Here is a 24601-nt window from a genome sequence, read left to right on the forward strand (position 1 = left end):
GCAAGCTCCCTCGCCACATTCAGCGCAGTTATTTATTGCGGGTAATAAAGTCGCGAATCCGCGTCGCCGCTTCCACGCACTCCGCCAGCGGCGCGACCAGCGCCAGGCGCACACGCCCGGCGCCCGGGTTGACCCCGTCCACTTCCCGCGACAGGTACGAGCCCGGTACCACGGTCACGTGTTCTTCCACGAACAAGTCCCGGCAGAACGCCGCATCGTCGCCCTCCACATTCGGCCACAGGTAGAAGCCGCCGTCCGGGTTTTGCACGTCCAGCACCGGCTTCAGGATCGCCAGCACGGCATCGAACTTTTCCCGGTACAGATCACGGTTGGCCTGCACGTGGGCTTCGTCCTGCCAGGCAGCAATGCTCGCCAGTTGGGTTTGCACCGGCATCGCGCAACCGTGGTAGGTGCGGTACAGCAGGAAGCCCTTGAGGATATCGGCATCGCCGGCCACAAAGCCCGAACGCAGGCCCGGCAGGTTGGAGCGCTTGGACAGGCTGTGGAACACCACGCAACGCTTGAAGTCCTGGCGGCCCAGTTCCACGCAGGCGCTGAGCAGGCCTGGCGGCGGGGTTTGTTCGTCGAAGTACAGCTCGCTGTAGCACTCGTCGGCGGCGATCACGAAGTCGTATTCGTCTGCCAGGGCGATCAGCTTTTTCAGGGTGTCGACGGGAATCAGTGCACCGGTGGGGTTGCCTGGCGAGCACAGGAACAGGATCTGGCAGCGTTTCCAGATGTCGGGCGATACGGCGTCGAAATCCGGGTTGAAGCCGTTTTCATCCAGGCACGGCAGGTAGTGCGGCTTGGCCCCGGCGAGGAACGCCGCGCCTTCGTAGATCTGGTAGAACGGGTTCGGGCTGACCACCAGCGCGTCGTCGCCACGGTTGACCACGGTCTGGGTGAAGGCGAACAGCGCTTCACGGGTGCCGTTCACCGGCAGGATATTGCGCGCCGGGTCCAGCCAGCCCGTGGGCACGCTGAAGCGACGTTCGCACCAGGCGCCAATGGCTTCGCGCAGGGCGGGAATGCCCAGGGTGGTGGGGTACACCGCCATCTGGTCCAGGTTGTTGGCCAGCGCCTCGGCGACAAACTGCGGGGATTTGTGCTTCGGCTCACCGATGGACAGGGCGATGGGGCGTTTGTCCGGGTTCGGCGTGACGCTGCCCAGCAGGACGCGCAATTTCTCGAACGGGTAGGGCTGCAGCTGGTTCAGGGCGTTGTTCATCGATAAATCTCGTTCAATTCATTGGAAGCTGAAAATGGGCGGTCGGTCAGATGCTCAAGCGTGACATCTCGACGCCGGTCTCCTGATTGACGCTCAACTGCTGGACGATGGCTTCCTGCAAGCGTCGGCACAGTTCAGGGTCGGAAAGCGGCTGGTTGTCGGCATCGGTAATGAAGAACACGTCTTCCACCCGCTCGCCCAGGGTCGCAATCTTGGCGTTCTGCAACGACAGGTCGAACTCCAGGAATATCGTGCCGATCCGTGCCAGCAGGCCCGGGCGGTCCGGCGCGCTGAGTTCCAGCACCGTCACCGGGCGCTGGGCGTCGTTGTGGATGGTCACCTCGGGGGCAAAAGCAAAGTGCTTGAGCTGGCGCGGCACCCGACGCTGGATGATGGTCGGGTAGTCGTCAGGATTGCGCAGCGCGTCGGTCAGGCCTTTGCGGATCTTTTTCACCCGCTCCGGGTTGTCGCCGATGGACTCGCCTTCTGTGTCGAGCACGATGTAGGTGTCGAGGGTGAACTGGCTGCTGGAGGTGATGACCCGGGCGTCGTGAATGTTCAGGTTGAGCTGGTCCATCGCCGCCACGGTCACGGCGAAGAAGTCGTGCTGGTCGGGCGCGTAGATGAAGATCTGGGTGCCACCCTCGAACTCGCGCTGGGTGGTTTCCTTGATCAGCACCAGTGGGCCGCCATCGGCCGGCTGCTGCAGGATCGCGTCGCTGTGCCAGGCCACGTCGCCGGCGGTGTGGCGCAGGAAGTAGTCGTCTCCCAGTTGCGACCAGAGTTGCTCGACGTCGTCCGGGTCATTGCCGCCACGCACCAGAATATCCAGGGCCGCGCTTTGGGTGCGGCGGATCTGTTCTTCGCGGTCCACCGGGTTCTCCAGGCCGCGACGCAGCGCGCGCTTGGTCTCGGTGTAGAGCTGGCGCAACAGGCTGGCGCGCCAGGAGTTCCACAGCGTCGGGTTGGTGGCGTTGATGTCGGACACGGTGAGCACGTACAGGTAGTCGAGGCGGGTTTCATCGCCGACGGCCTGGGCAAAATCGTGGATCACCTGCGGGTCGGACAAGTCCTTGCGCTGGGCGGTGGTGGACATCACCAGGTGGTTCTGCACCAGCCACACGATCAGGCGGCTGTCCCACAGCGGCAACTGGTGACGCTGGCAGAACGCTTCGGCGTCCACTGCGCCAATTTCCGAGTGATCACCGTGCCGGCCCTTGCCGATGTCGTGGTACAGGCCGGCGAGGTAGATCAATTCCGGCTTGGGCAGACGCGCCATGAGCTTGCTGGCCAGCGGGAATTTCTCTGACGCCTGGGTGTACTGCAACTTACGCAGGTGCTTGATCAGGTTCAGGGTGTGGGCGTCCACCGTGTAGATGTGGAACAGGTCGTGCTGCATCTGCCCGACGATAAAGCCGAACTCCGGCAGGTAGCGCCCCAGGATCCCGTAGCGGTTCATGCGCCGCAGGTTGCGGTGGATGCCGATCTTGCACTTGAACAGCTCGATAAACAGGCTGGTATTGCGGATGTCGTGGCGGAAATCGTCGTCGATCAGGTGACGGTTTTCCCGCAGCAGGCGAATGGTGTCGGCGCGTACGCCCTTGATTTCCGGCTGCTGGGCCATCAACACGAAGATTTCCAGCATGGCGAACGGCGTGCGTTTGAACACGTTGTCGTTGCGTGCCTCGATATAACCATCGTGGAGCTGGAAGCGCGCGTTGATCGGCTGCGGCGGTGCTTCGTCTTCCGGGGCCAGGATCACTTCTTCGAAGTGCTGGATGATCAGGTCGCTGAGCTGGGCAATGCTCATCACCACGCGGTAGTACTGCTGCATGAAACTTTCGATGCTGGTCTTCGCGTCTTCGCCTTCAAACCCCAACAGGGTGGCGATGGAGCGCTGGTGGTCGAACAGCAGGCGGTCTTCGGAGCGCCCGGCCAGCATGTGCAGCGCGTAGCGCACTTTCCAGAGGAATTCCTGGGAGGAGGCCAGCAGGGCGTTTTCGCTCTCCACCAGGAAGCCTTCCCCGGCCAGGGCGCGCAGGTTCAGGGTGCCGTACTGGCGACGGGCGACCCACAAAATCGTCTGGATGTCCCGCAGCCCGCCCGGGGAGCCTTTGACGTTGGGTTCCAGGTTGTATTCGGTGTCGTTGTACTTGTGGTGCCGGGCTTTCTGCTCGGCACGCTTGGCCAGGAAGAAGTCCTTGCTTGGCCACATGTGCGCGGTGCTGGTGACTTCCAGCATGCGCTGGCGCAGGCGCTCGGGGCCGGCGATGGTGCGGCTTTCCATCAGGTTGGTGATCACCGTCAGGTCGGCGCGGGCTTCCTGGGCGCACTCGTCCACCGAGCGTACGCTTTGGCCGACTTCCAGGCCGATGTCCCACAACAGCGTCAGAAAACGCTCGATGGAGTCGCGAAAGATCTCGTGATCGGCGCTGTCCAGCAAAATCAGCAGGTCGATGTCGGAGTAGGGGTGCAGTTCGCCACGGCCGTAGCCGCCGACCGCCACCAGGGCGATATCGGCGTCTTCACTCCAGCTGAACTGTTCCCAGGCCTTTTGCAGGATGTTGTCGACGAACCAGGCGCGGTCCTCGATCAGCCGGCGGATATCGCGGCCGGTACGAAAGCGCCCGTCGAGCACCTCGCGGGCCTGACGAATGGCCTTCTTGAAGGCGGCGATGGGGCTGGCCTTCAGTGCCAGTTCCGCCTGGAACTGGCCACGGTCGAAGAGTTCGGGATCCACCTGGGGCATCGATCGGTTTTCCTTTCTATCTATGGGTCACAGCGTCGCTATTAGAAAACCGGTGCAAACATTACGCCGAAACGCGGGGAATCGTGTCGTCGGCACGCAGGGTGAAGATCTCGTAGCCGGTCTCGGTCACCAGCAGGGTGTGTTCCCACTGCGCCGAGAGCTTGCGGTCCTTGGTGATGGCGGTCCAGCCGTCGCCCAGCACCTTGGTGTCGGCCTTGCCCTGGTTGATCATCGGCTCGATGGTGAAGGTCATGCCTGCCTTGAGCTCCATGCCGGTGCCGGCGCGGCCGTAGTGCAGGATCTGTGGCTCTTCGTGGAACACCTTGCCGATGCCGTGGCCGCAGAACTCGCGCACCACCGAGAAGCCGTTCTTTTCAGCGTGCTTCTGGATGATTTCACCGATGTCGCCCAGGCGGCAGCCAGGCTTGACGATCTCGATGGCCTTGTACATGCATTCCTGGGTGACTTGCGACAGGCGCTCGGCCCAGACCGGCACGGTGCCGACGTGGAACATGCGGCTGGTGTCGCCGTGGTAGCCGTCCTTGATGACGGTGACGTCGATGTTCAGGGTGTCGCCGTCCTTCAGCGGCTTGTCGCCGGGAATCCCGTGGCACACCACGTGGTTGATCGAGGTGCAGATCGACTTGGGGAAACCCTTGTAGTTCAGCGGCGCAGGGATGGCCTTTTGCACGTCGACGATATAGTCGTGGCAAATGCGGTCCAGCGCTTCGGTGGTGACGCCGGGCTTGACGTGTTCGGCAATCATTTCCAGGACGTCGGCAGCCAGTTTGCCGGCAACACGCATGCCAGCGATATCTTCGGCGGTTTTGAGGGTTACGGTCATACAGGCTCTCTCTAGCGCGACGCGCTGAAATCAATACGGTTTACGGGTGTGCGACAAAAGGTTGCAGAATTCGCACAAGCCCAAAAAACGCGATTCTAGCAGACGCAAGGGTGAAACCATGAGCGTCTGGCGATCGCTTCTGTCTATAAGGATGGGGGCATTCTGGCTCTATTCAAAGGCTTAGGCAAAAGCGACTGACGGCAAATGTGATTGCGGGTTTCGTTTTTGCAAGCTCTGTGGTATAAAATGCGCCGCTTTCCGGGGATACCCCGCAAAGCTTAAATCCACACACGTGTCGACACGATGACCTGGGTGCCGGAGGCGAATGCCGCTGGTTGGTCATTGGGATACGTGGAGGCCAAACCCGACTTATTAAGGAACTATCATGTCCCAAGTCAACATGCGCGATATGCTGAAGGCCGGTGTGCACTTCGGTCACCAGACCCGTTACTGGAACCCGAAAATGGGTAAATACATTTTCGGCGCGCGTAACAAGATCCACATCATCAACCTTGAAAAAACCCTGCCAATGTTCAACGAAGCTCTGACTTTCGTAGAGCGCCTGGCCCAGGGCAAAAACAAGATTCTGTTCGTCGGCACCAAGCGTTCCGCTGGCAAGATCGTTGCTGAAGAAGCAGCACGTTGCGGTTCGCCGTACGTCGATCACCGCTGGTTGGGCGGCATGCTGACCAACTTCAAAACCATCCGTGCTTCCATCAAGCGTCTGCGTGACCTTGAAGTGCAAGCCGAAGACGGTACTTTCGCCAAGCTGACCAAGAAAGAGGCGCTGATGCGCACTCGCGACCTGGAAAAGCTCGATCGTTCCCTGGGTGGTATCAAGGACATGGGCGGTCTGCCTGACGCACTGTTCGTTATCGACGTTGATCACGAGCGCATCGCGATCACCGAAGCCAACAAGCTGGGCATCCCGGTTATCGGCGTAGTCGATACCAACAGCAGCCCGGAAGGCGTTGACTACATCATCCCAGGCAACGATGACGCAATCCGCGCTATCCAGCTGTACATGGGTTCGATGGCTGACGCTGTAATCCGTGGTCGCAACCACGTTGCTGGCGGTACCGAGCAGTTCGTTGAAGAAGCTCCGGTAGCTGCAGCTGAGTAACTGACGCCTTGGCGTTGACTCAGTAAGCAAAAAGGGGGCTTGGCCCCCTTTTTGCCACCTCGAAAACCATTTGTCGGCAGCGCAGCTACAACATTTGTAACGTGCAGCGGCCTACAAGGGTGGTTCGGGAAGAATTGATCGCCCGTTCAATCGGGTGGAATGGTTGAAAACCTATCCAAGAGGATTTTGAAAATGGCAGAGATTACTGCAGCGTTGGTTAAAGAACTGCGTGAGCGTACCGGCGAAGGCATGATGGATTGCAAAAAGGCCTTGACCAAGGCCGGCGGCGACATCGAAAAAGCCATTGATGACATGCGTGCTTCGGGCGCCATCAAGGCTGCCAAGAAAGCAGGCAACGTCGCTGCTGAAGGCGCCATCGCAATCAAGGAAGACGGCAAATCGGCCGTTATCCTGGAAGTTAACTCGCAGACCGACTTCCTGGCCCTGCAAGACGACTTCAAGAACTTCGTCGCTGCCAGCGTTGAAAAAGCATTCGCTGACAAGCTGACCGACGCCGCTCCGCTGATCGAAGCTCAAGAAGCTGATCGTCTGGTTCTGGTGGGTAAAGTAGGCGAGAACGTTAACATTCGTCGCCTGACCCGCGTTGAAGGTGACGTTGTGGGTGCTTACCTGCACGGCAACAAGATCGGTGTTGTGGTTGCCCTGAAAGGCGGCAACGTTGAACTGGCCAAAGACATCGCTATGCACGTAGCGGCCAGCAACCCTGAATTCCTGCTGCCATCGGAAGTTTCTGCTGAAGCCATCGAACGCGAGAAAGCCGTGTTCCTGCAGCTGAACGAAGAGAAAATCAAAGGCAAGCCTGAAAACATCGTTGAAAACATGGTCAAGGGCCGTATCAGCAAGTTCCTGGCTGAGGCTTCCCTGGTTGAGCAGGCGTTCGTCAAGAACCCTGAAATCAAGGTTGGCGAACTGGCCAAGAAAGCCGGTGCTGAAATCGTTTCCTTCACCTACTACAAAGTAGGCGACGGCATCGAGAAGCCGGTCGACAACTTCGCTGAAGAAGTTGCTGCCCAGCTGGCTGCCACCAAGAAGTAAGACAGTTTTTAACTGTCGCCCAAAAGAGGCTGCCCGCTTACGCGCGCAGCCTCTTTTCAAATGGGGTGATCGATTTTTATTGGTTTCCCTTTGGAACTGGCTTACAAAGCCGTGTTCCGATGGCGCTGTGACAGCGTCAAGCTAGAGTGAACGCAGGCCGTAAACGGCTTGCCAAGAATTTTCAAAAAATACGCCGCAGGAGAGATTCGCAATGGCTCAGCAGGGCAGTGGTCATCAGGCTCGCTATAAACGCATTCTACTCAAGCTTAGCGGCGAGGCCCTGATGGGCTCGGAAGAGTTTGGGATCGATCCCAAAGTACTCGATCGCATGGCGCTGGAAGTCGGCCAACTGGTCGGTATCGGTGTCCAGGTCGGTCTGGTGATCGGCGGCGGCAACCTGTTCCGTGGCGCGGCACTCAGCGCTGCCGGCATGGATCGGGTGACAGGCGACCACATGGGCATGCTGGCCACTGTGATGAACGCCCTGGCCATGCGTGATGCGCTGGAGCGCGCCAATATCACCGCGATCGTGATGTCGGCTATTTCCATGGTTGGCGTAACGGATCACTATGATCGTCGCAAGGCCATGCGTCACCTGGATGCCAAGGAAGTCGTGATTTTTGCGGCCGGTACCGGCAACCCATTCTTTACCACCGATTCGGCAGCTTGCCTGCGTGGTATCGAGATCAACGCGGACGTGGTACTCAAGGCCACCAAGGTTGACGGTGTCTACACCGCAGACCCATTCAAAGACCCGCATGCCGAGAAGTTCGATCATCTGACTTATGATGAAGTACTGGATCGCAAGCTGGGCGTGATGGACCTGACGGCAATTTGCTTGTGCCGCGACCACAAGATGCCGCTGCGCGTATTTAACATGAACAAGCCCGGCGCCCTGCTGAACATCGTACACGGCGGCGCGGAAGGGACTCTGATCGAGGAAATCGAACAATGATCAACGAAATCAAAAAAGACGCTCAAGAGCGCATGCAAAAATCCCTGGAATCCCTGAACCATGCGTTTGGCCAGATTCGTACCGGCAAGGCCCACCCAAGCATCCTGGGCAGCGTGATGGTGCCTTACTACGGCGCTGATACCTCGATCACCCAAGTGGCCAACATCACTGTAAAAGATTCGCGCACCCTGCAAGTCGTTGCTTTCGAGCGCAACATGCTCGGCGCCGTCGACAAGGCCATCCAGAGCGCCGGTTTGAACCTCAATCCGACCAACCTGGGCGAATTGCTGCTGATCTCCATGCCTGCCCTGACCGAAGAAACCCGCAAGGGCTTCACCAAGCAGGCGCGCAGTGCAGCAGAAGACGCACGTGTTGCCGTGCGCAACATCCGTCGTGATGCCTTGGGTGACCTGAAGAAGCTGGTCAAGGACAAGGAAATCAGCGAAGACGAAGAGCGCCGTGCCGTTGCTGATATCGACAAGCTGACTAAAGATGCCGAGGCCCAGATCACCAAGGCCACGGAAGATAAAGAAAAGGACCTGATGGCCGTATAAGGGGTCAGGACGCCTTCATGGAAAAGACCAAGCAGACTGTGCCCTCCGTGGTGCCGCGCCATGTCGCGATCATCATGGACGGGAATAATCGCTGGGCGAAGAAGCGCTTTATGCCGGGCGTTGCCGGGCATAAGGCGGGTGTCGACGCTGTACGAGCCGTGATTGAGGTGTGCGCCGAGGCCAAGGTCGAAGTATTGACCCTGTTCGCGTTCTCCAGTGAAAACTGGCAGCGCCCGGCCGAGGAGGTCAGTGCCTTGATGGACCTGTTCTTCAAGGCCCTGCGCCGCGAGGCCAAGCGCCTGAACGAGAACAACATCAGCCTGCGTATCATCGGTGACCGTTCGCGGTTTCATCCGGAGCTGCAGGCGGCCATGCGCGAAGCCGAGGCGATCACTGCCGGCAGCAACCGTTTTGTGCTGCAGATCGCAGCCAACTACGGCGGCCAGTGGGATATTGCCCAGGCCGCGCAGCGTCTGGCGCGGGAAGTGCAGGCCGGCCATCTGCGCCCGGAAGACATCACCCCCGAACTCTTGCAAACCTGCCTGGTGACCGGCGACCTGCCGTTGCCGGACCTGTGCATTCGTACCGGTGGCGACCATCGCATCAGCAACTTCCTGTTGTGGCAGTTGGCCTATACCGAACTGTACTTCTCCGACCTGTTCTGGCCGGACTTCAAACACGATGCCATGCGCAATGCGCTGGCCGATTTCGCTTCCCGTCAGCGTCGCTTCGGTAAAACGAGCGAGCAGATCGAAGCTGGAGCCCGGGTTTAATGCTTAAACAACGAATCATCACGGCGCTGATCCTGCTGCCTATTGCCCTGTGCGGGTTTTTCCTGCTTGAAGGTGCGAACTTCGCGCTGTTCATCGGCCTGGTTGTGACCCTGGGTGCCTGGGAATGGGCGCGCCTGGCGGGTTTCGCCGCGCAGTTGCCTCGTGTGATGTATGCCGCTGTCGTGGCGTTGTTGATGTTCCTGATGTACATCCTGCCGGACGTGGCGCCCTGGGTGCTAGGTGCGGCGGTGTTGTGGTGGACGTTGGCGACCTATCTGGTGCTGACCTATCCGGGCACCAGCAGTCACTGGTCCAGTGTTGCCTGCAAGCTGGTGATTGGCCTTTTGATTCTGTTGCCTGCCTGGCAGGGCCTGGTCTACATCAAGCACATGCAACTGGGTAACTGGCTGATCATGGCGGTGATGGTCCTGGTGTGGGGTGCCGATATCGGCGCCTATTTCTCCGGGCGTGCCTTCGGCAAGCGCAAGCTGGCGCCGGCTGTCAGCCCGGGCAAAAGCTGGGAAGGCGTGTATGGCGGCCTGGCGTTGACCCTGGTGATTGCCGTGGTGGTCGGTGTGGTGCGTGGCTGGACCGTCAAGGAAATGCTACTGGGTCTGGTGGGCGCAGCCGTGGTGGTGTTCATCTCGGTGGTCGGTGACCTGACCGAAAGCATGTTCAAGCGCCAGGCCGGGATCAAGGACAGCAGTAACCTGCTGCCGGGTCACGGTGGCGTGCTGGACCGTATCGACAGCCTGACTGCCGCGATCCCGATCTTTGCCGTACTGCTGTGGATGGCTGCCTCGTGAGCCGCCTGCAACAGGTAACCGTGCTGGGCGCTACCGGCTCGGTGGGGCTAAGCACCCTGGATGTGATTGCCCGTCATCCCGAGCGTTATCAAGTATTCGCCTTGACCGGTTTCAGTCGCCTGAGTGAACTGCTGGCACTGTGTGTGCGGCACGCGCCGCAATACGCAGTAGTGCCCGAAGCGGCAGTTGCACGTGGTTTGCAGGATGACTTGCGCGCTGCGGGCCTGGCGACTCAGGTATTGGTGGGGGAGGAGGGGTTGTGCCAGGTTTCGGCAGACCCTGAGGTCGACACCGTGGTTGCGGCGATTGTCGGCGCTGCCGGCTTGCGCCCGACCCTGGCGGCCGTTGATGCGGGCAAAAAGATTCTGCTGGCCAACAAAGAAGCCCTGGTGATGTCCGGGGCACTCTTCATGCAGGCGGTGCGCAAGAGCGGCGCCGTGCTGTTGCCGCTCGACAGCGAGCACAACGCGATTTTCCAATGCATGCCGGGTGATTTCGCCCGCGGGTTGAGCCAGGTCGGCGTGCGCCGGATTCTGCTGACAGCCTCCGGTGGCCCGTTCCGGCAGACGCCGCTGGCCGATCTGGAACATGTTTCTCCCGATCAGGCGTGCGCTCACCCGAACTGGTCCATGGGGCGCAAGATCTCGGTGGATTCAGCGAGCATGATGAACAAGGGCCTGGAGCTTATTGAGGCCTGCTGGTTGTTCGATGCCCGGCCGGACCAGGTCGAGGTGGTGATCCACCCGCAAAGTGTGATTCATTCCCTGGTGGACTATGTGGATGGCTCGGTATTGGCCCAACTGGGCAATCCGGACATGCGTACGCCGATCGCCAATGCCCTGGCATGGCCTGAGCGGATTGACTCGGGTGTTGCGCCGCTGGATCTGTTTGCCATTGCCCGTCTGGACTTCGAAGCGCCCGACGAGCAACGCTTCCCTTGCCTGCGTCTTGCGCGGCAAGCTGCGGAGGCGGGTAACAGTGCCCCGGCGATGCTGAATGCGGCCAATGAAGTGGCTGTGGCGGCGTTTCTGGACCGGCGCATCCGCTTTCCGCAGATCGCGGGTATCATCGAGGACGTTTTGAGCCTTGAGCCCGTCGTCCCGGTGAATGATCTGGGCGCGGTGTTCGAAGCGGATGCAAAGGCCCGGGCCTTGACCGAGCAGTGGTTGAGCCGCAATACGCGTTAGCCTCTGGGTGTGTTCAAGCCTTCAGGCACTGGATTGAAATGCGGAGAAATTAGATGAGTGCGCTCTACATGATTGTCGGCACCCTGGTTGCTCTGGGTGTGCTGGTTACCTTCCACGAGTTCGGCCATTTCTGGGTCGCGCGTCGTTGCGGCGTCAAGGTACTGCGCTTTTCCGTAGGCTTCGGCATGCCGTTGCTGCGCTGGCACGACCGTCGTGGCACCGAGTTCGTAATTGCGGCCATTCCATTGGGCGGCTACGTCAAGATGCTCGACGAGCGCGAAGGCGAAGTGCCGGCTGATCAGTTGGATCAATCCTTCAACCGCAAGACCGTTCGTCAGCGCATCGCCATCGTCGCGGCAGGCCCGATCGCAAATTTCCTGTTGGCGATGGTGTTCTTCTGGGTCCTGGCCATGTTGGGTAGCCAGCAGGTGCGTCCGGTGATCGGTGCCGTCGAGGCCGACAGCATGGCGGCGAAGGCCGGCCTGACTGCCGGGCAAGAAATTGTTGCAGTTGATGGCGAGCCAACCACCGGCTGGGGTGCCGTCAATTTGCAGTTGGTGCGTCGCCTGGGTGAAAGCGGCATCGTGAAACTGGTGGTGCGCGATCAGGATTCCACCACCGAAACCTCGCGCGAGCTGGCCCTGGATCACTGGCTGAAAGGCTCCGATGAGCCTGACCCGATCAAATCCCTGGGCATTCGCCCATGGCGTCCGGCCTTGCCGCCGGTGCTGGCAGAGCTGGATCCGAAGGGGCCAGCCCAGGCCGCGGGTCTGAAAACCGGTGATCGCCTGCTGGCCCTCGATGGCCAGGTGCTGGGTGACTGGCAGCAGGTGGTCGACCTGGTGCGTGTACGCCCTGATACCAAAATTGTGCTGAAAGTTGAGCGCGATGGTGCTCAAATCGACGTCCCTGTGACCCTGGCGGTTCGTGGGGAAGCCAAGGCAGCCGGGGGTTACCTGGGGGCCGGCGTCAAAGGTGTCGATTGGCCACCTTCGATGGTTCGAGAGGTCAGCTTCGGGCCGTTGGCGGCGATTGGCGAGGGTGCGAGACGCACCTGGACCATGAGTGTGCTGACCCTCGATTCCCTCAAGAAAATGTTGTTCGGCGAGCTCTCGGTAAAAAACTTGAGTGGACCGATAACCATTGCTAAAGTGGCGGGCGCTTCTGCCCAGTCGGGCGTTGTAGATTTCCTGAATTTCCTGGCTTATCTGAGTATTAGCCTTGGGGTTCTGAATTTGTTGCCCATTCCAGTATTGGATGGGGGGCATCTGTTGTTTTATCTGGTCGAGTGGGCGCGTGGTCGCCCCTTGTCGGATCGGGTGCAGGGTTGGGGGATACAGATCGGTATCAGTTTGGTGGTCGGGGTGATGTTATTAGCCCTGGTCAACGATCTGGGACGACTGTAACGCTTCGCTGAATTGCGAATCTGCCGCATTTTGCGGCAGTTTGTTTATTGCCAGTTGGAATAAGAAAGGACTTCATGAAACGTCTGCTGCTAACTGCGGTTCTCACCGTATTGATGATCGCCGAAGTTCACGCCGAGTCCTTCACCATCTCCGATATTCGCGTCAACGGCCTCCAGCGGGTTTCCGCGGGTAGCGTCTTTGGTGCCTTGCCGTTGAACGTCGGGGAACAGGCTGATGATCGTCGCCTGGTGGAATCCACTCGTGCGCTGTTCAAAACCGGGTTCTTTCAAGATATCCAACTGGGTCGCGAAGGTAACGTCCTCGTCATCACTGTCGTCGAGCGACCTTCTGTCGCCAGTATCGAGATCGAAGGCAACAAGGCGATCTCCACTGAAGACTTGATGAAAGGCCTCAAGCAATCCGGCCTTGCCGAAGGCGAGATCTTCCAGCGTGCCACCCTCGAAGGCGTGCGTAACGAACTGCAACGCCAGTACGTTGCCCAGGGTCGTTACTCGGCTACCGTCGAGACCGAAGTGGTGCCGCAACCGCGTAACCGCGTCGGCCTGAAGGTCAACATCAACGAAGGCACCGTGGCGGCCATCCAGCACATCAACGTGGTGGGTAACACCAAGTTTGCTGATGACGACCTGATCGACCTGTTCGAACTCAAGACCACCAACTGGCTGTCGTTCTTCAAGAACGATGACAAGTATGCCCGTGAAAAACTCTCCGGTGACCTGGAGCGCCTGCGTTCCTACTACCTGGACCGCGGCTATATCAACATGGATATCGCTTCGACCCAGGTGTCCATCACCCCGGACAAGAAGCACGTCTATATCACTGTCAACGTCAACGAAGGCGAGAAGTACAAGGTTCGTGACGTCAAGCTCAGCGGCGACTTGAAAGTGCCTGAAGACCAGGTCAAGTCCCTGTTGCTGGTGCAGAAGGACCAGGTGTTCTCGCGCAAGCTGATGACCACCACCTCCGAGCTGATCACCCGTCGCCTGGGTAACGAAGGCTATACCTTCGCCAACGTCAACGGCGTACCGACCCCGCACGACGAAGACCACACCGTGGACATCACCTTCGTTGTAGACCCGGGCAAGCGTGCCTACGTGAACCGCATCAACTTCCGTGGCAACACCAAGTCTGCCGACGAAGTGCTGCGCCGCGAAATGCGTCAGATGGAAGGTGGCTGGGCGTCGACTTACCTGATCGACCAGTCCAAGGTTCGCCTCGAGCGCCTGGGCTTCTTTAAGGAAGTCAACGTTGAAACCCCGGCTGTACCGGGTGTGGATGACCAGGTTGACGTGAACTACGCCGTAGAAGAGCAAGCCTCCGGTTCGATTACCGCCAGTGTCGGTTTCGCCCAGAGTGCCGGCCTGATCCTCGGTGGTTCGATCACCCAGAACAACTTCCTCGGTACCGGTAACAAGGTTTCCATCGGCCTGACCCGAAGCGAATACCAGAGCCGCTATAACTTCGGTTATGTCGACCCCTACTGGACTGCTGACGGCGTGAGCCTGGGCTACAACGCCTTCTACCGCACAACCGACTACAAAGACCTCGACGTTGACGTTGCAAGCTATGCAATCGACAGCTTCGGTGTTGGTGCCAACATTGGTTACCCGATCAGTGAGACCTCGCGTCTGACCTTCGGCCTGACCGCGCAGCAGGACAAGATCAAGACCGGTGTGTACACCGTGGATGAGATCTTCAACTTCGTGCGTAAAGAAGGCGACCAGTTCCTGAACTTCAAGGCTTCGGCCGGTTGGTCGGAATCGACCCTGAACAAAGGTGTACTGGCGACCCGTGGCCATTCCCAGAGCCTGACTCTGGAAGCCACCACGCCGGGCAGCGACCTGTCGTTCTTCAAACTCGACTACCGTGGCCAGTTGTTCCAGCCATTGAGCGAAAACTACACCATGCGCCTGCACACCGAATTGGGTTATGGCGATGGTTATGGTTCGACCAGCGGCTTGCCGTTCTATGAGAACTACTATGCGGGTGGTTTCAACTCGGTACGTGGTTTCAAAGACAGCACCTTGGGTCCTCGTGGTACCCCAAGCCGTGGCGTGGGTGTGACCGGTAACCAGGGGACTGTGGCTGACTCGGACAACGACCCGCTGCCATTCGGTGGTAACGTGCTGATCCAGGGTGGTGCTGAGATTCTGTTCCCGCTGCCATTCGTTAAAGATCAACGTTCCCTGCGTACTTCGGTCTTCTGGGATGTGGGTAACGTGTTCGACTCCAAGTGCGAACAGGTCACCAACCCGAATGGCTCGAAGTCCAACACGCAGTGCAACGACGTGAGCTTCAGCAACCTGGCAAGCTCTGTCGGTGTCGGTGTGACCTGGGTTACCGCGCTTGGCCCATTGAGCTTTGCTCTGGCCATGCCGGTCAAGAAACCGGATAACGCTGAAACCCAGATTTTCCAATTCTCCCTCGGCCAGACGTTCTAAGCGTCTGACCCAAGATAACGACAACGGATTCTGTAGGAGTGCATCGTGCGTAAGTTGACTCAATTGGTTCTCCTGGCGACTGTCCTGGTAGCGACCCCGGCCTTTGCCGAAATGAAAATTGCCGTTCTGAACTATCAGATGGCGCTGCTGGAATCCGATGCGGCCAAGAAATATGCCGTAGATGCCGAGAAGAAATTCGGTCCTCAACTGACCAAGCTCAAGACGCTGGAAAGCAGCGCCAAGGGCATCCAGGATCGTCTGGTAGCCGGTGGCGACAAGATGCAGCAAGGCGAGCGCGAGCGTCTGGAGCTTGAATTCAAGCAAAAGGCCCGTGACTACCAGTTCCAGTCCAAGGAGCTGAACGAAGCCAAGGCTGTTGCCGACCGCGAAATGCTCAAGCAGCTGAAGCCGAAACTCGACAGCGCTGTGGAAGAAGTCATCAAGAAAGGTGCCTTTGACCTGGTATTCGAACGCGGTGCGGTCATCGACGTTAAACCTCAGTACGACATCACCCGTCAGGTGATCGAGCGCATGAATCAGCTGAAGTAAGCCATGACTGCGACTATCAAGCTCGGCCAATTGGCCGAGTTCCTGGGAGCCACCTTGCGTGGCTCCGCGGAGAAGGAAATCACTGGGCTAGCCACCTTGCAGGAGGCTGGCCCAGCTCAGTTGAGCTTCCTGGCAAACCCCCAATACCGTAAATACCTGGGCGAAAGCCGCGCCGCAGCCGTGCTGCTGAAGGCCGCTGACGCCGAAGGTTTTGCCGGGGACGCGCTGGTTGTTGCCGATCCGTACCTGGCGTATGCCCGGGTGTCGCACCTGTTCGATCCGAAACCCAAGGCCCCCGCCGGTATCCATCCGACGGCGGTGATCGCCGATGATGCTCAGGTTGACCCTGCCGCGAGCATCGGTGCTTTTGTGGTGATTGAAAGCGGTGCACGCATCGGGGCGGGTGTAACGCTGGGTGCCCAGTGTTTTATCGGCGCGCGCAGCGAGATTGGTGCCGGTGGCTGGCTGGCTCCGCGTGTGACCCTGTACCACGATGTGCGTATCGGTGAGCGTGTGGTGATTCAGTCCGGTGCCGTGATTGGCGGCGAGGGCTTCGGCTTCGCCAACTCGAAGGGTGTCTGGCACAAGATTGCCCAAGTGGGCGGCGTGTTGATTGGCGATGACGTTGAAATTGGCGTCAACACTGCCGTTGACCGCGGGGCCCTGGCCGATACCGTCATTGGTAACGGCGTGAAACTGGATAACCAGATTCAGATCGCCCACAACGTGCAGATTGGCGATCACACCGCCATGGCCGCCTGCGTGGGGATCTCCGGCAGCACCAGGATCGGCAAGCATTGCATGCTCGCCGGCGGTGTTGGCCTGGTGGGCCATATCGAAGTGTGCGACAACGTATTCATCACCGGCATGACCATGGTGACCCATTCGATTACCGAGCCTGGGTCCTATTCATCCGGTACGGCCATGCAGCCTGCGGCCGAATGGCGCAAGAGCGCGGCGCGTCTGAGGCAGCTCGACGATATCGCTCGGCGCCTGAAACATCTGGAAAAGCGTGTTGGGGACGTGACCCCTGGCGGTAATGCTTCATCAGATGGCTGATACCATTTCCATATCAAGTGTGCACAGCCGCTAGACTGCCTCCTTGATTTGCTAGAGGGGCGTGCCTTAGTCCGCACGCTCCCAATCTTTATTACAGGCTTCCCCCCGAAATGATGGACATCAACGAGATTCGCGAATACCTGCCTCACCGTTACCCGTTCCTGCTGGTGGACCGGGTCACGGACCTCAATGTTGAGGAAAAGCGCATTCGTGCCTACAAGAATGTCAGCATCAACGAACCGTTCTTCAACGGTCACTTCCCTGCGCATCCCATCATGCCAGGCGTATTGATCATCGAAGCGATGGCCCAGGCTGCCGGTATCCTTGGTTTCAAAATGCTCGACCTGAAGCCTGCCGATGGCACGCTCTACTATTTCGTGGGCTCTGACAAACTGCGCTTCCGCAACCCGGTAACTCCGGGTGACCAGTTGATCCTTGAAGCCAAGTTCATCAGCTGCAAGCGCCAGATCTGGAAGTTCGAATGCCAGGCCTCGGTCGACGGCAAGCCGGTGTGCTCGGCTGAAATCATCTGTGCGGAACGCAAACTATGAGTTTGATTGACCCTCGCGCAATCATCGATCCGACGGCCGTACTGGCCGCCGACGTTGAGGTCGGCCCTTGGTCGATCGTCGGCGCAGGTGTGGAAATCGGCGAGGGGACAGTCATCGGGCCGCATGTGATCCTCAAAGGCCCGACGAGGATTGGCAAACACAATCGTATCTATCAGTTCTCATCGATAGGCGAAGACACCCCGGACATGAAGTACAAGGGTGAAGAAACACGTCTGGTAATCGGTGATCACAACATCATCCGTGAAGGCGTGACCATTCACCGCGGTACCGTCCAGGACCGTGCCGAGACTACCCTGGGTGACCACAACCTGGTGATGGCTTATGCGCATATCGGTCATGACAGCGTAATCGGCAACCATTGCATCCTGGTCAACAACACTGCGTTGGCCGGCCATGTGCACGTTGACGATTGGGCGATCCTGTCCGGCTTTACCCTGGTGCATCAGTACTGCCATATCGGCGCCCACAGCTTTTCCGGCATGGGTACCGCCATCGGCAAGGACGTTCCGGCGTTCGTCACCGTGTTCGGCAACCCGGCCGAGGCCCGCAGCATGAACTTCGAAGGCATGCGCCGTCGGGGCTTCAGCGAAGACGCGATCCACGCCCTGCGCCGCGCCTACAAGGTGGTTTACCGCCAGGGGCTGACGGTCGACCAGGCCTTGATCGAACTGACGGAGCCAGCCGCATTGTTTCCGGAAGTCGCGATATTCCGTGACTCTATCCAGTCGTCGACTCGCGGCATAACCCGCTGATCATGGCCAGGCTGCGTATAGCGTTGGTGGCCGGAGAAGCTTCCGGCGATATTCTCGGTGCAGGCCTGATGCGGGCCCTCAAGCTCCAGCATCCGGCGGTTGAATTCATCGGTGTCGGCGGTCCGTTGATGCAGGCTGAAGGCCTGACGTCCTACTTCCCTATGGAACGCTTGTCGGTCATGGGGCTGGTGGAGGTGCTGGGCCGTTTGCGCGAGCTGCTGGCCCGTCGCAAAAAGCTGATCCAGACCCTGATCGAAGAAAAGCCCGACGTCTTTATCGGAATCGACGCGCCGGACTTCACCCTCAATATCGAACTCAAATTGCGTCAGGCCGGGATCAAGACCGTGCATTACGTCAGCCCGTCCGTGTGGGCGTGGCGGCAAAAGCGCGTGCTCAAGATTCGCGAAGGCTGCGACCTGATGCTGACCCTGCTGCCCTTCGAGGCCAGGTTCTACGAAGAGAAGGGCGTGCCGGTGCGGTTTGTCGGGCACACCCTGGCCGATACCATTCCTCTGCAGGCCGACCGTGCTGCCGCGCGTGCCGAACTGGGTTTGCCCGAAGGTCCGCTGGTGGCCTTGATGCCGGGGAGCCGTGGCGGCGAAGTCGGTCGTCTCGGCGCGCTGTTTTTTGATGCAGCCGAACGTCTGCAGGCGCTGAAGCCGGGTGTGCGCTTCGTATTGCCATGCGCCAGTCCTCAGCGCCGTGCACAAATTGAAGAATTGCTGGTAGGGCGCAACTTGCCGTTGACCCTGCTCGACGGCGGCTCGCACCTGGCACTGGCGGCGTGCGATGCGGTGCTGATCGCCTCCGGCACTGCGACCCTGGAGGCCTTGCTCTACAAGCGCCCGATGGTTGTGGCCTATCGCCTGGCGCCGCTGACCTACTGGATTCTCAAGCGTATGGTCAAAAGCCCCTACATCTCCCTGCCGAATTTGCTGGCCCAGCGTCTGTTGGTGCCCGAGTTGTTGCAGGACGATGCGACGCCTGAGGCGTTGGCGCAAACCATGCTTCCGTTGATCGATGGCGGCGAAGAGCAGACCCGTGGTTTCGACGAAATCCACCGCACCTTGCGCCGTGATGCGTCGAACCAGGCGGCGGACGCTGTGCTGACCTTGATCGGCCATAAACAGGAAACCCTATGAAGACGCAAATGGGCCTGGATTTCAGCCTGGTCGCCGATGCCCTTGACCTGGTTGCCGGTGTTGACGAAGTCGGACGCGGCCCGCTGTGCGGCGCAGTCGTCACCGCCGCGGTGATTCTCGATCCAAACCGTCCGATCCTTGGCCTCAACGATTCGAAGAAACTCACCGAAGCCCGTCGCGAAAAACTCTACGACGAGATCTGCGAGAAAGCCCTGAGTTGGCACATCGCCCGCGCTGAAGTCGAAGAGATCGACAAACTGAACATCCTGCACGCCACCATGCTGGCCATGCAGCGCGCCATTGAAGGCCTGCATATCACGCCAAAAATGGCGATGATCGACGGCAACCGCTGCCCGAAGCTGACGATGCCCGCAGAAGCGGTGGTCAAGGGTGATAGCAAAGTGCCGGCGATTGCCGCTGCATCGATCCTGGCCAAGGTCAGCCGTGACCGTGAAATGGCGGCTTTCGAATTGATCTATCCCGGCTACGGCATCGGCGGGCACAAAGGCTATCCAACGCCCGTTCATCTGGAAGCTTTGGCTCGCCTGGGCCCGACCCCGATCCACCGCCGCTCGTTTGCCCCGGTTCGCCAGGCTTTCGAGGCTCGGGAAAGTCTGATCGAGGTTTAGCAGCAAGGCTGATGTTTTTGCCAAGGCCCGGTACAATCCGGGCCTTGTTGTCTCCACGTTTTGTACAGGATCACTATGCCGGCTTCATTCGTTCACCTGCGCCTGCACACTGAATACTCCCTGGTCGACGGCCTGGTACGGATCAAACCCCTGGTCAAAACGCTGGTGGGCATGAACATGCCTGCCGTGGCGGTGACCGACCAGAACAACATGTGTTCCCTGGTCAAGTTCTACAAGGCCGCCATGGGCGCCGGCATCAAGCCGATCTGCGGTGCCGACCTGTGGCTGTCGAACAAGGACCCGGATAACCCACTGAGCCGCATCAGCCTGTTGGCGATGAACGGCGTGGGTTATCGCAATCTCACCGAACTGATTTCCCGTGGCTTCATCGATGGCCAGCGCAACGGCTCGATCATCATCGAGCGCGAATGGGTGGCCGAGGCCAGCGAAGGGCTGATCATGCTCTCGGCGGCCAAAGAGGGTGAAATCGGTATCGCGCTGTTGGGCGGCAATCCTCATGAGGCTGAAGTGCTCGCCCGTGAGTGGATGGAGGTGTTCCCCGACCGTTTCTACCTGGAAATCCAGCGCACCAACCGCCCCAACGATGAAGAGCAGTTGCACGCCGCCGTGGCCCTGGCTGAAAAGCTTGGCGCGCCGCTGGTCGCGACCAACGATGTACGCTTTATCAAGAAGGAAGACTTCGAGGCCCACGAAACCCGCGTATGCATCGGCGAAGGCCGGGCGCTGGACGATCCGCGCCGCTCGAAAAACTACAGCGAAGAGCAGTACCTCAAAAGCGCCGATGAAATGGCCGAGCTGTTCAGTGACCTGCCCGAGGCCCTGGAAAACTCCGTCGAAATTGCCAAGCGCTGCAATATTGAAGTGAAGCTGGGCAAGCACTTCCTGCCCAACTTCCCGATTCCCGATGGCATGACCATCGACGAGTATTTCCGCAAGGTCTCGTTCGACGGTTTGGAGGAACGCCTGAGCGTCCTGCTGCCCAAGGACACCACTGAAGATTATGAAGCCAAGCGCCAGGTCTACGTCGACCGCCTGAATTTCGAGCTGGATATCATTATCCAGATGGGGTTCCCCGGTTACTTCCTGATCGTAATGGACTTTATCCAGTGGGCCAAAAGCAACGGCGTGCCGGTGGGCCCAGGCCGTGGATCGGGTGCTGGGTCGCTGGTGGCCTATGTGCAGAAGATCACCGACCTCGACCCGCTGGAATATGACCTGCTGTTCGAACGTTTCCTTAACCCGGAACGGGTATCGATGCCCGACTTCGACGTCGACTTCTGCATGGATGGTCGCGACCGAGTTATTGAGTACGTGGCCGAGAAATACGGCCGTAACGCGGTAAGCCAGATCATCACCTTCGGTTCCATGGCGGCGAAAGCGGTAATTCGCGACGTGGCCCGGGTACAGGGCAAGTCCTACGGCCTGGCTGACCGCCTGTCGAAGATGATTCCGTTTGAAGTCGGCATGACCCTGGAAAAAGCCTACGAGCAGGAAGAAATCCTGCGGGACTTCATCAAGGTCGATGAAGAAGCGGCTGAAATCTGGGACATGGCGCGCAAGCTCGAAGGCGTGGTGCGTAACGTCGGTAAACACGCCGGTGGTGTAGTAATCGCGCCTACCAAGCTGACCGACTTTTCGCCGATCTATTGCGACGAAGAAGGCGACGGCCTGGTAACCCAGTTCGACAAGGACGACGTGGAGGCGGCCGGCCTGGTGAAGTTCGACTTCCTCGGCCTGCGTACCCTGACGATCATCGACTGGGCGCTGAAGACCATCAACCGCGACCGCGCCAAGGTCAATGAGCCACCGCTGGATATCGCGTTTATCCCGCTGGATGACAAGCCGACCTACAGCCTGCTGCAAAAAGCCGAAACCACGGCCGTGTTCCAGCTTGAATCCCGCGGCATGAAAGAGCTGATCAAAAAGCTCAAGCCCGACTGCCTGGAAGACTTGATCGCACTGGTGGCCCTGTTCCGTCCGGGCCCGCTGCAATCGGGCATGGTGGATGACTTCATCAACCGTAAGCACGGGCGTGCCGAGCTGGCTTACCCGCACTCCGACTACCAGTACGAAGGTCTCAAGCCGGTACTGGCACCGACCTACGGCATCATCCTGTATCAAGAACAGGTGATGCAGATTGCCCAGGTCATGGCCGGCTACACCCTTGGCGGCGCGGACATGCTGCGTCGAGCCATGGGTAAGAAAAAGCCCGAGGAAATGGCCAAGCAGCGCGGTGGCTTCATTGAAGGTTGCGCCACCAACAACATCGACGCCGACCTGGCCGGTAACATCTTCGACCTGGTGGAAAAGTTCGCCGGTTACGGCTTCAACAAATCCCACTCTGCCGCCTATGGCCTGGTGTCTTACCAGACTGCGTGGCTGAAGGCTCACTACCCGGCGCCGTTCATGGCGGCGGTACTGTCTGCGGATATGCACAACACCGACAAGGTCGTGACCTTGATCGAGGAAGTGCGCACCATGAAGCTGCGCCTCGACGCGCCGGACGTGAACACTTCCGAGTTCAAGTTCACGGTGAACGACGAAGGCCGCATCATCTATGGCCTCGGCGCGATCAAGGGCGTGGGCGAAGGCCCGGTGGAGGCGATTACCGAAGCGCGTCAGGACGGGCCGTTCAAGGACCTGTTCGATTTCTGCGCCCGGGTCGACCTCAAGCGCATCAACAAACGTACTCTGGATGGCTTGATCCGCAGCGGCGCCCTGGATCGCCTGGGCCCGTACTTCCATGACGAGTCGAAGGCGTACCAGGCCAATATCGACCGCAACCGCGCGGTATTGCTGACCGCCATGGAAGAAGCGATCAAGGCCGCCGAGCAGACCGCACGCACCCACGACAGCGGCCACGCCGACCTGTTTGGTGGGCTGTTCGTCGAAGAAGATGCCGACGTCTACGCCAACCATCGCAAGGCCAAGGACCTGACCCTCAAGGAGCGCCTCAAGGGTGAGAAAGACACCCTGGGCCTGTACCTCACCGGTCACCCGATTGACGAATATGAAGGTGAAATCCGGCGTTTCGCCCGCCAGCGCATCATCGACCTGAAGCCGGCGCGGGATACCCAGACCGTCGCAGGCATGATCATCGCGCTGCGGGTGATGAAGAATAAAAAGGGCGACAAGATGGGTTTCATCACCCTCGACGACCGCTCGGGCCGGATCGAAGCGTCGCTGTTTGCCGATGCCTTCCATTCCGCCCAGTCGCTGTTGCAGACCGACGCGATGGTGGTGGTGGAAGGGGAGGTCAGCAACGACGACTTCTCCGGCGGCCTGCGCCTGCGGATCAAGCGCGTGATGAGCATGGAAGATGCTCGCACCAACCTGGCCGAAAGCCTGCGCCTGAAGGTCAAGACCGATGCGCTCAAAGGTGATCAGCTACGCTGGTTGGGTGACTTGCTTAAACGCCACCGTGGCGCCTGCCCGGTGACCATGGAGTACACCGGCAACGACGCCAAGGCGATGTTGCAGTTTGGCGAGACGTGGCGAATTGACCCCGCCGATGGCTTGATTCAAGCATTGCGTGACCAGTTCGGGCGTGACAACGTCTTCCTCCAATACCGTTGACGGTCAGGCAGTACGAAGATCGCCTGATCTCGACCGAACATTTAATCTCGACCTAACCGCGCCTCTCCCTTAAGGTAGGGCGCGAATAGACAACCGGCTGGCCAGGCACTCCTTGGCCGTCGACCCAAGACGGACGCTTATGAACCCGAATTTTCTTGATTTCGAACAGCCGATCGCTGACCTGCAAGCCAAGATCGAAGAGCTGCGCCTGGTCGGCAATGACAATTCGCTGAATATCGGCGATGAAATCGCTCGCCTGCAAGACAAGAGCAGCACGCTTACCGAAGACATCTTCGGCAAGCTGACCAGCTGGCAGATCGCGCGCCTGGCCCGCCACCCGCGCCGTCCGTACACCCTGGACTACATCGACCATATCTTTACCGAGTTCGATGAGCTGCACGGCGACCGTCACTTCTCCGACGATGCCGCCATCGTGGGCGGTATCGCTCGCCTGGACGACCAGCCAGTGATGGTCATCGGTCACCAGAAAGGCCGTGAAGTGCGCGAGAAAGTCCGCCGCAACTTCGGCATGCCGCGCCCTGAAGGCTACCGCAAGGCCTGTCGCCTGATGGAAATGGCCGAGCGCTTCAAGATGCCGATCCTGACCTTCATCGACACCCCGGGCGCCTACCCGGGTATCGACGCTGAAGAGCGCAACCAGAGCGAAGCGATCGCCTGGAACCTGCGGGTAATGGCGCGCCTGAAGACGCCAATCATCGCTACCGTGATCGGCGAAGGCGGTTCCGGCGGCGCATTGGCGATTGGCGTCTGCGACCAGCTGAACATGCTGCAATATTCCACCTACGCGGTGATCTCGCCGGAAGGTTGCGCCTCGATCCTGTGGAAAACCGCCGAGAAGGCACCGGATGCCGCGGAAGCCATGGGCATCACTGCCGATCGCCTGAAAGGCCTGGGTATCGTGGATAAAGTGATCGCCGAGCCATTGGGCGGCGCCCACCGTGACCCGGCTGCCGCTGCCGCGACCATTCGTGCCGAACTCAGCTCGCAGCTGGCGATGCTCAAGAAGTTCGACAACGAGGCGCTGCTGGCCCGTCGTTACGAGCGCCTGATGAGCTACGGTCTCTAAGCCGACGCGTTACTAAATGTGGGAGCTGGCTTGTGTGGGAGCGGGCTTGCTCGCGAAGGCGGTGATTCAGT

20 protein-coding genes are annotated in these 24601 nt (G+C 59.5%); 17 read left to right on the forward strand and 3 right to left on the reverse strand.

What is annotated here, in order from left to right; genetic code table 11:
• Positions 1-28: 28 nt before the first annotated feature.
• The 3 genes from dapC to map all read right to left on the reverse strand — a co-directional run bounded on the left by dapC (position 29) and on the right by map (position 4821).
• Positions 29-1228 carry a succinyldiaminopimelate transaminase gene (dapC, locus tag HX873_RS13180; protein ID WP_177122762.1) on the reverse strand — a complete coding sequence of 400 codons (1200 nt, stop codon included), beginning with the start codon at positions 1226-1228 and terminating at the stop codon, positions 29-31.
• Positions 1229-1274: 46 nt separating this feature from the next.
• Positions 1275-3977, reverse strand: a complete 2703-nt coding sequence (locus tag HX873_RS13185) for a [protein-PII] uridylyltransferase (RefSeq protein ID WP_177122763.1) — start codon at positions 3975-3977, stop codon at positions 1275-1277.
• A gap of 61 nt (positions 3978-4038) precedes the next feature.
• Positions 4039-4821: a type I methionyl aminopeptidase gene (gene map / locus HX873_RS13190; protein WP_008432239.1), complete on the reverse strand. Its 783-nt coding sequence runs from the start codon at positions 4819-4821 to the stop codon at positions 4039-4041.
• 385 nt (positions 4822-5206) lie between these two features.
• Here map and rpsB point away from each other — a divergent pair, with 385 nt between their 5' ends.
• The 17 genes from rpsB (at position 5207) to HX873_RS13275 (ending at position 24530) form a co-directional block, all read left to right on the forward strand.
• Positions 5207-5944, forward strand: coding sequence for a 30S ribosomal protein S2 (gene rpsB, locus HX873_RS13195; protein ID WP_003219330.1), 738 nt, complete (start codon positions 5207-5209; stop codon positions 5942-5944).
• A 192-nt stretch (positions 5945-6136) separates the two neighbouring features.
• Positions 6137-7000 carry a translation elongation factor Ts gene (tsf, locus tag HX873_RS13200; RefSeq protein ID WP_008432237.1) on the forward strand — a complete coding sequence of 288 codons (864 nt, stop codon included), beginning with the start codon at positions 6137-6139 and terminating at the stop codon, positions 6998-7000.
• Positions 7001-7211: 211 nt separating this feature from the next.
• Positions 7212-7955 carry a UMP kinase gene (pyrH, locus tag HX873_RS13205; RefSeq protein WP_003219327.1) on the forward strand — a complete coding sequence of 248 codons (744 nt, stop codon included), beginning with the start codon at positions 7212-7214 and terminating at the stop codon, positions 7953-7955.
• Complete coding sequence (gene frr, locus HX873_RS13210; protein WP_003219325.1) at positions 7952-8509, forward strand: ribosome recycling factor; 558 nt, start codon at positions 7952-7954, stop codon at positions 8507-8509. The genes pyrH and frr overlap by 4 nt, the downstream gene beginning before the upstream one ends.
• A gap of 17 nt (positions 8510-8526) precedes the next feature.
• Positions 8527-9282 carry a polyprenyl diphosphate synthase gene (uppS, locus tag HX873_RS13215; protein WP_003219323.1) on the forward strand — a complete coding sequence of 252 codons (756 nt, stop codon included), beginning with the start codon at positions 8527-8529 and terminating at the stop codon, positions 9280-9282.
• Positions 9282-10088, forward strand: coding sequence for a phosphatidate cytidylyltransferase (locus HX873_RS13220; RefSeq protein ID WP_177122764.1), 807 nt, complete (start codon positions 9282-9284; stop codon positions 10086-10088). Before uppS ends, HX873_RS13220 begins: the two co-directional genes overlap by 1 nt.
• Positions 10085-11275, forward strand: a complete 1191-nt coding sequence (gene ispC / locus HX873_RS13225; RefSeq protein ID WP_087694925.1) for a 1-deoxy-D-xylulose-5-phosphate reductoisomerase — start codon at positions 10085-10087, stop codon at positions 11273-11275. Before HX873_RS13220 ends, ispC begins: the two co-directional genes overlap by 4 nt.
• 53 nt (positions 11276-11328) lie before the next feature.
• Positions 11329-12681 carry a sigma E protease regulator RseP gene (gene rseP / locus HX873_RS13230; RefSeq protein WP_177036983.1) on the forward strand — a complete coding sequence of 451 codons (1353 nt, stop codon included), beginning with the start codon at positions 11329-11331 and terminating at the stop codon, positions 12679-12681.
• Between the two features lie 74 nt (positions 12682-12755).
• Positions 12756-15143 (forward strand): outer membrane protein assembly factor BamA, encoded by a 2388-nt coding sequence (gene bamA / locus HX873_RS13235; RefSeq protein ID WP_008432225.1) that lies wholly within the window; start codon positions 12756-12758, stop codon positions 15141-15143.
• 45 nt (positions 15144-15188) lie between these two features.
• A complete protein-coding gene (locus tag HX873_RS13240) occupies positions 15189-15692 on the forward strand; it encodes an OmpH family outer membrane protein (protein ID WP_003219314.1) in 504 nt (167 codons plus the stop codon).
• A gap of 3 nt (positions 15693-15695) precedes the next feature.
• Positions 15696-16751, forward strand: a complete 1056-nt coding sequence (gene lpxD / locus HX873_RS13245) for a UDP-3-O-(3-hydroxymyristoyl)glucosamine N-acyltransferase (protein ID WP_102368229.1) — start codon at positions 15696-15698, stop codon at positions 16749-16751.
• Between the two features lie 110 nt (positions 16752-16861).
• A complete protein-coding gene (gene fabZ / locus HX873_RS13250; protein WP_003219309.1) occupies positions 16862-17302 on the forward strand; it encodes a 3-hydroxyacyl-ACP dehydratase FabZ in 441 nt (146 codons plus the stop codon).
• Positions 17299-18075, forward strand: coding sequence for an acyl-ACP--UDP-N-acetylglucosamine O-acyltransferase (gene lpxA / locus HX873_RS13255; RefSeq protein WP_003219308.1), 777 nt, complete (start codon positions 17299-17301; stop codon positions 18073-18075). The genes fabZ and lpxA overlap by 4 nt, the downstream gene beginning before the upstream one ends.
• 2 nt (positions 18076-18077) lie before the next feature.
• Positions 18078-19217, forward strand: a complete 1140-nt coding sequence (gene lpxB, locus HX873_RS13260) for a lipid-A-disaccharide synthase (protein ID WP_218168064.1) — start codon at positions 18078-18080, stop codon at positions 19215-19217.
• Positions 19214-19846 carry a ribonuclease HII gene (gene rnhB, locus HX873_RS13265; protein WP_003219305.1) on the forward strand — a complete coding sequence of 211 codons (633 nt, stop codon included), beginning with the start codon at positions 19214-19216 and terminating at the stop codon, positions 19844-19846. The genes lpxB and rnhB overlap by 4 nt, the downstream gene beginning before the upstream one ends.
• 75 nt (positions 19847-19921) lie before the next feature.
• Positions 19922-23443, forward strand: coding sequence for a DNA polymerase III subunit alpha (gene dnaE / locus HX873_RS13270; RefSeq protein ID WP_177122765.1), 3522 nt, complete (start codon positions 19922-19924; stop codon positions 23441-23443).
• A 139-nt stretch (positions 23444-23582) separates the two neighbouring features.
• Positions 23583-24530, forward strand: a complete 948-nt coding sequence (locus tag HX873_RS13275) for an acetyl-CoA carboxylase carboxyltransferase subunit alpha (RefSeq protein WP_003219302.1) — start codon at positions 23583-23585, stop codon at positions 24528-24530.
• Positions 24531-24601: the final 71 nt, after the last annotated feature.

The organism is Pseudomonas sp. P7758 (genome assembly GCF_013386485.1).
In the GTDB taxonomy this organism is placed as follows: Bacteria; Pseudomonadota; Gammaproteobacteria; order Pseudomonadales; family Pseudomonadaceae; genus Aquipseudomonas.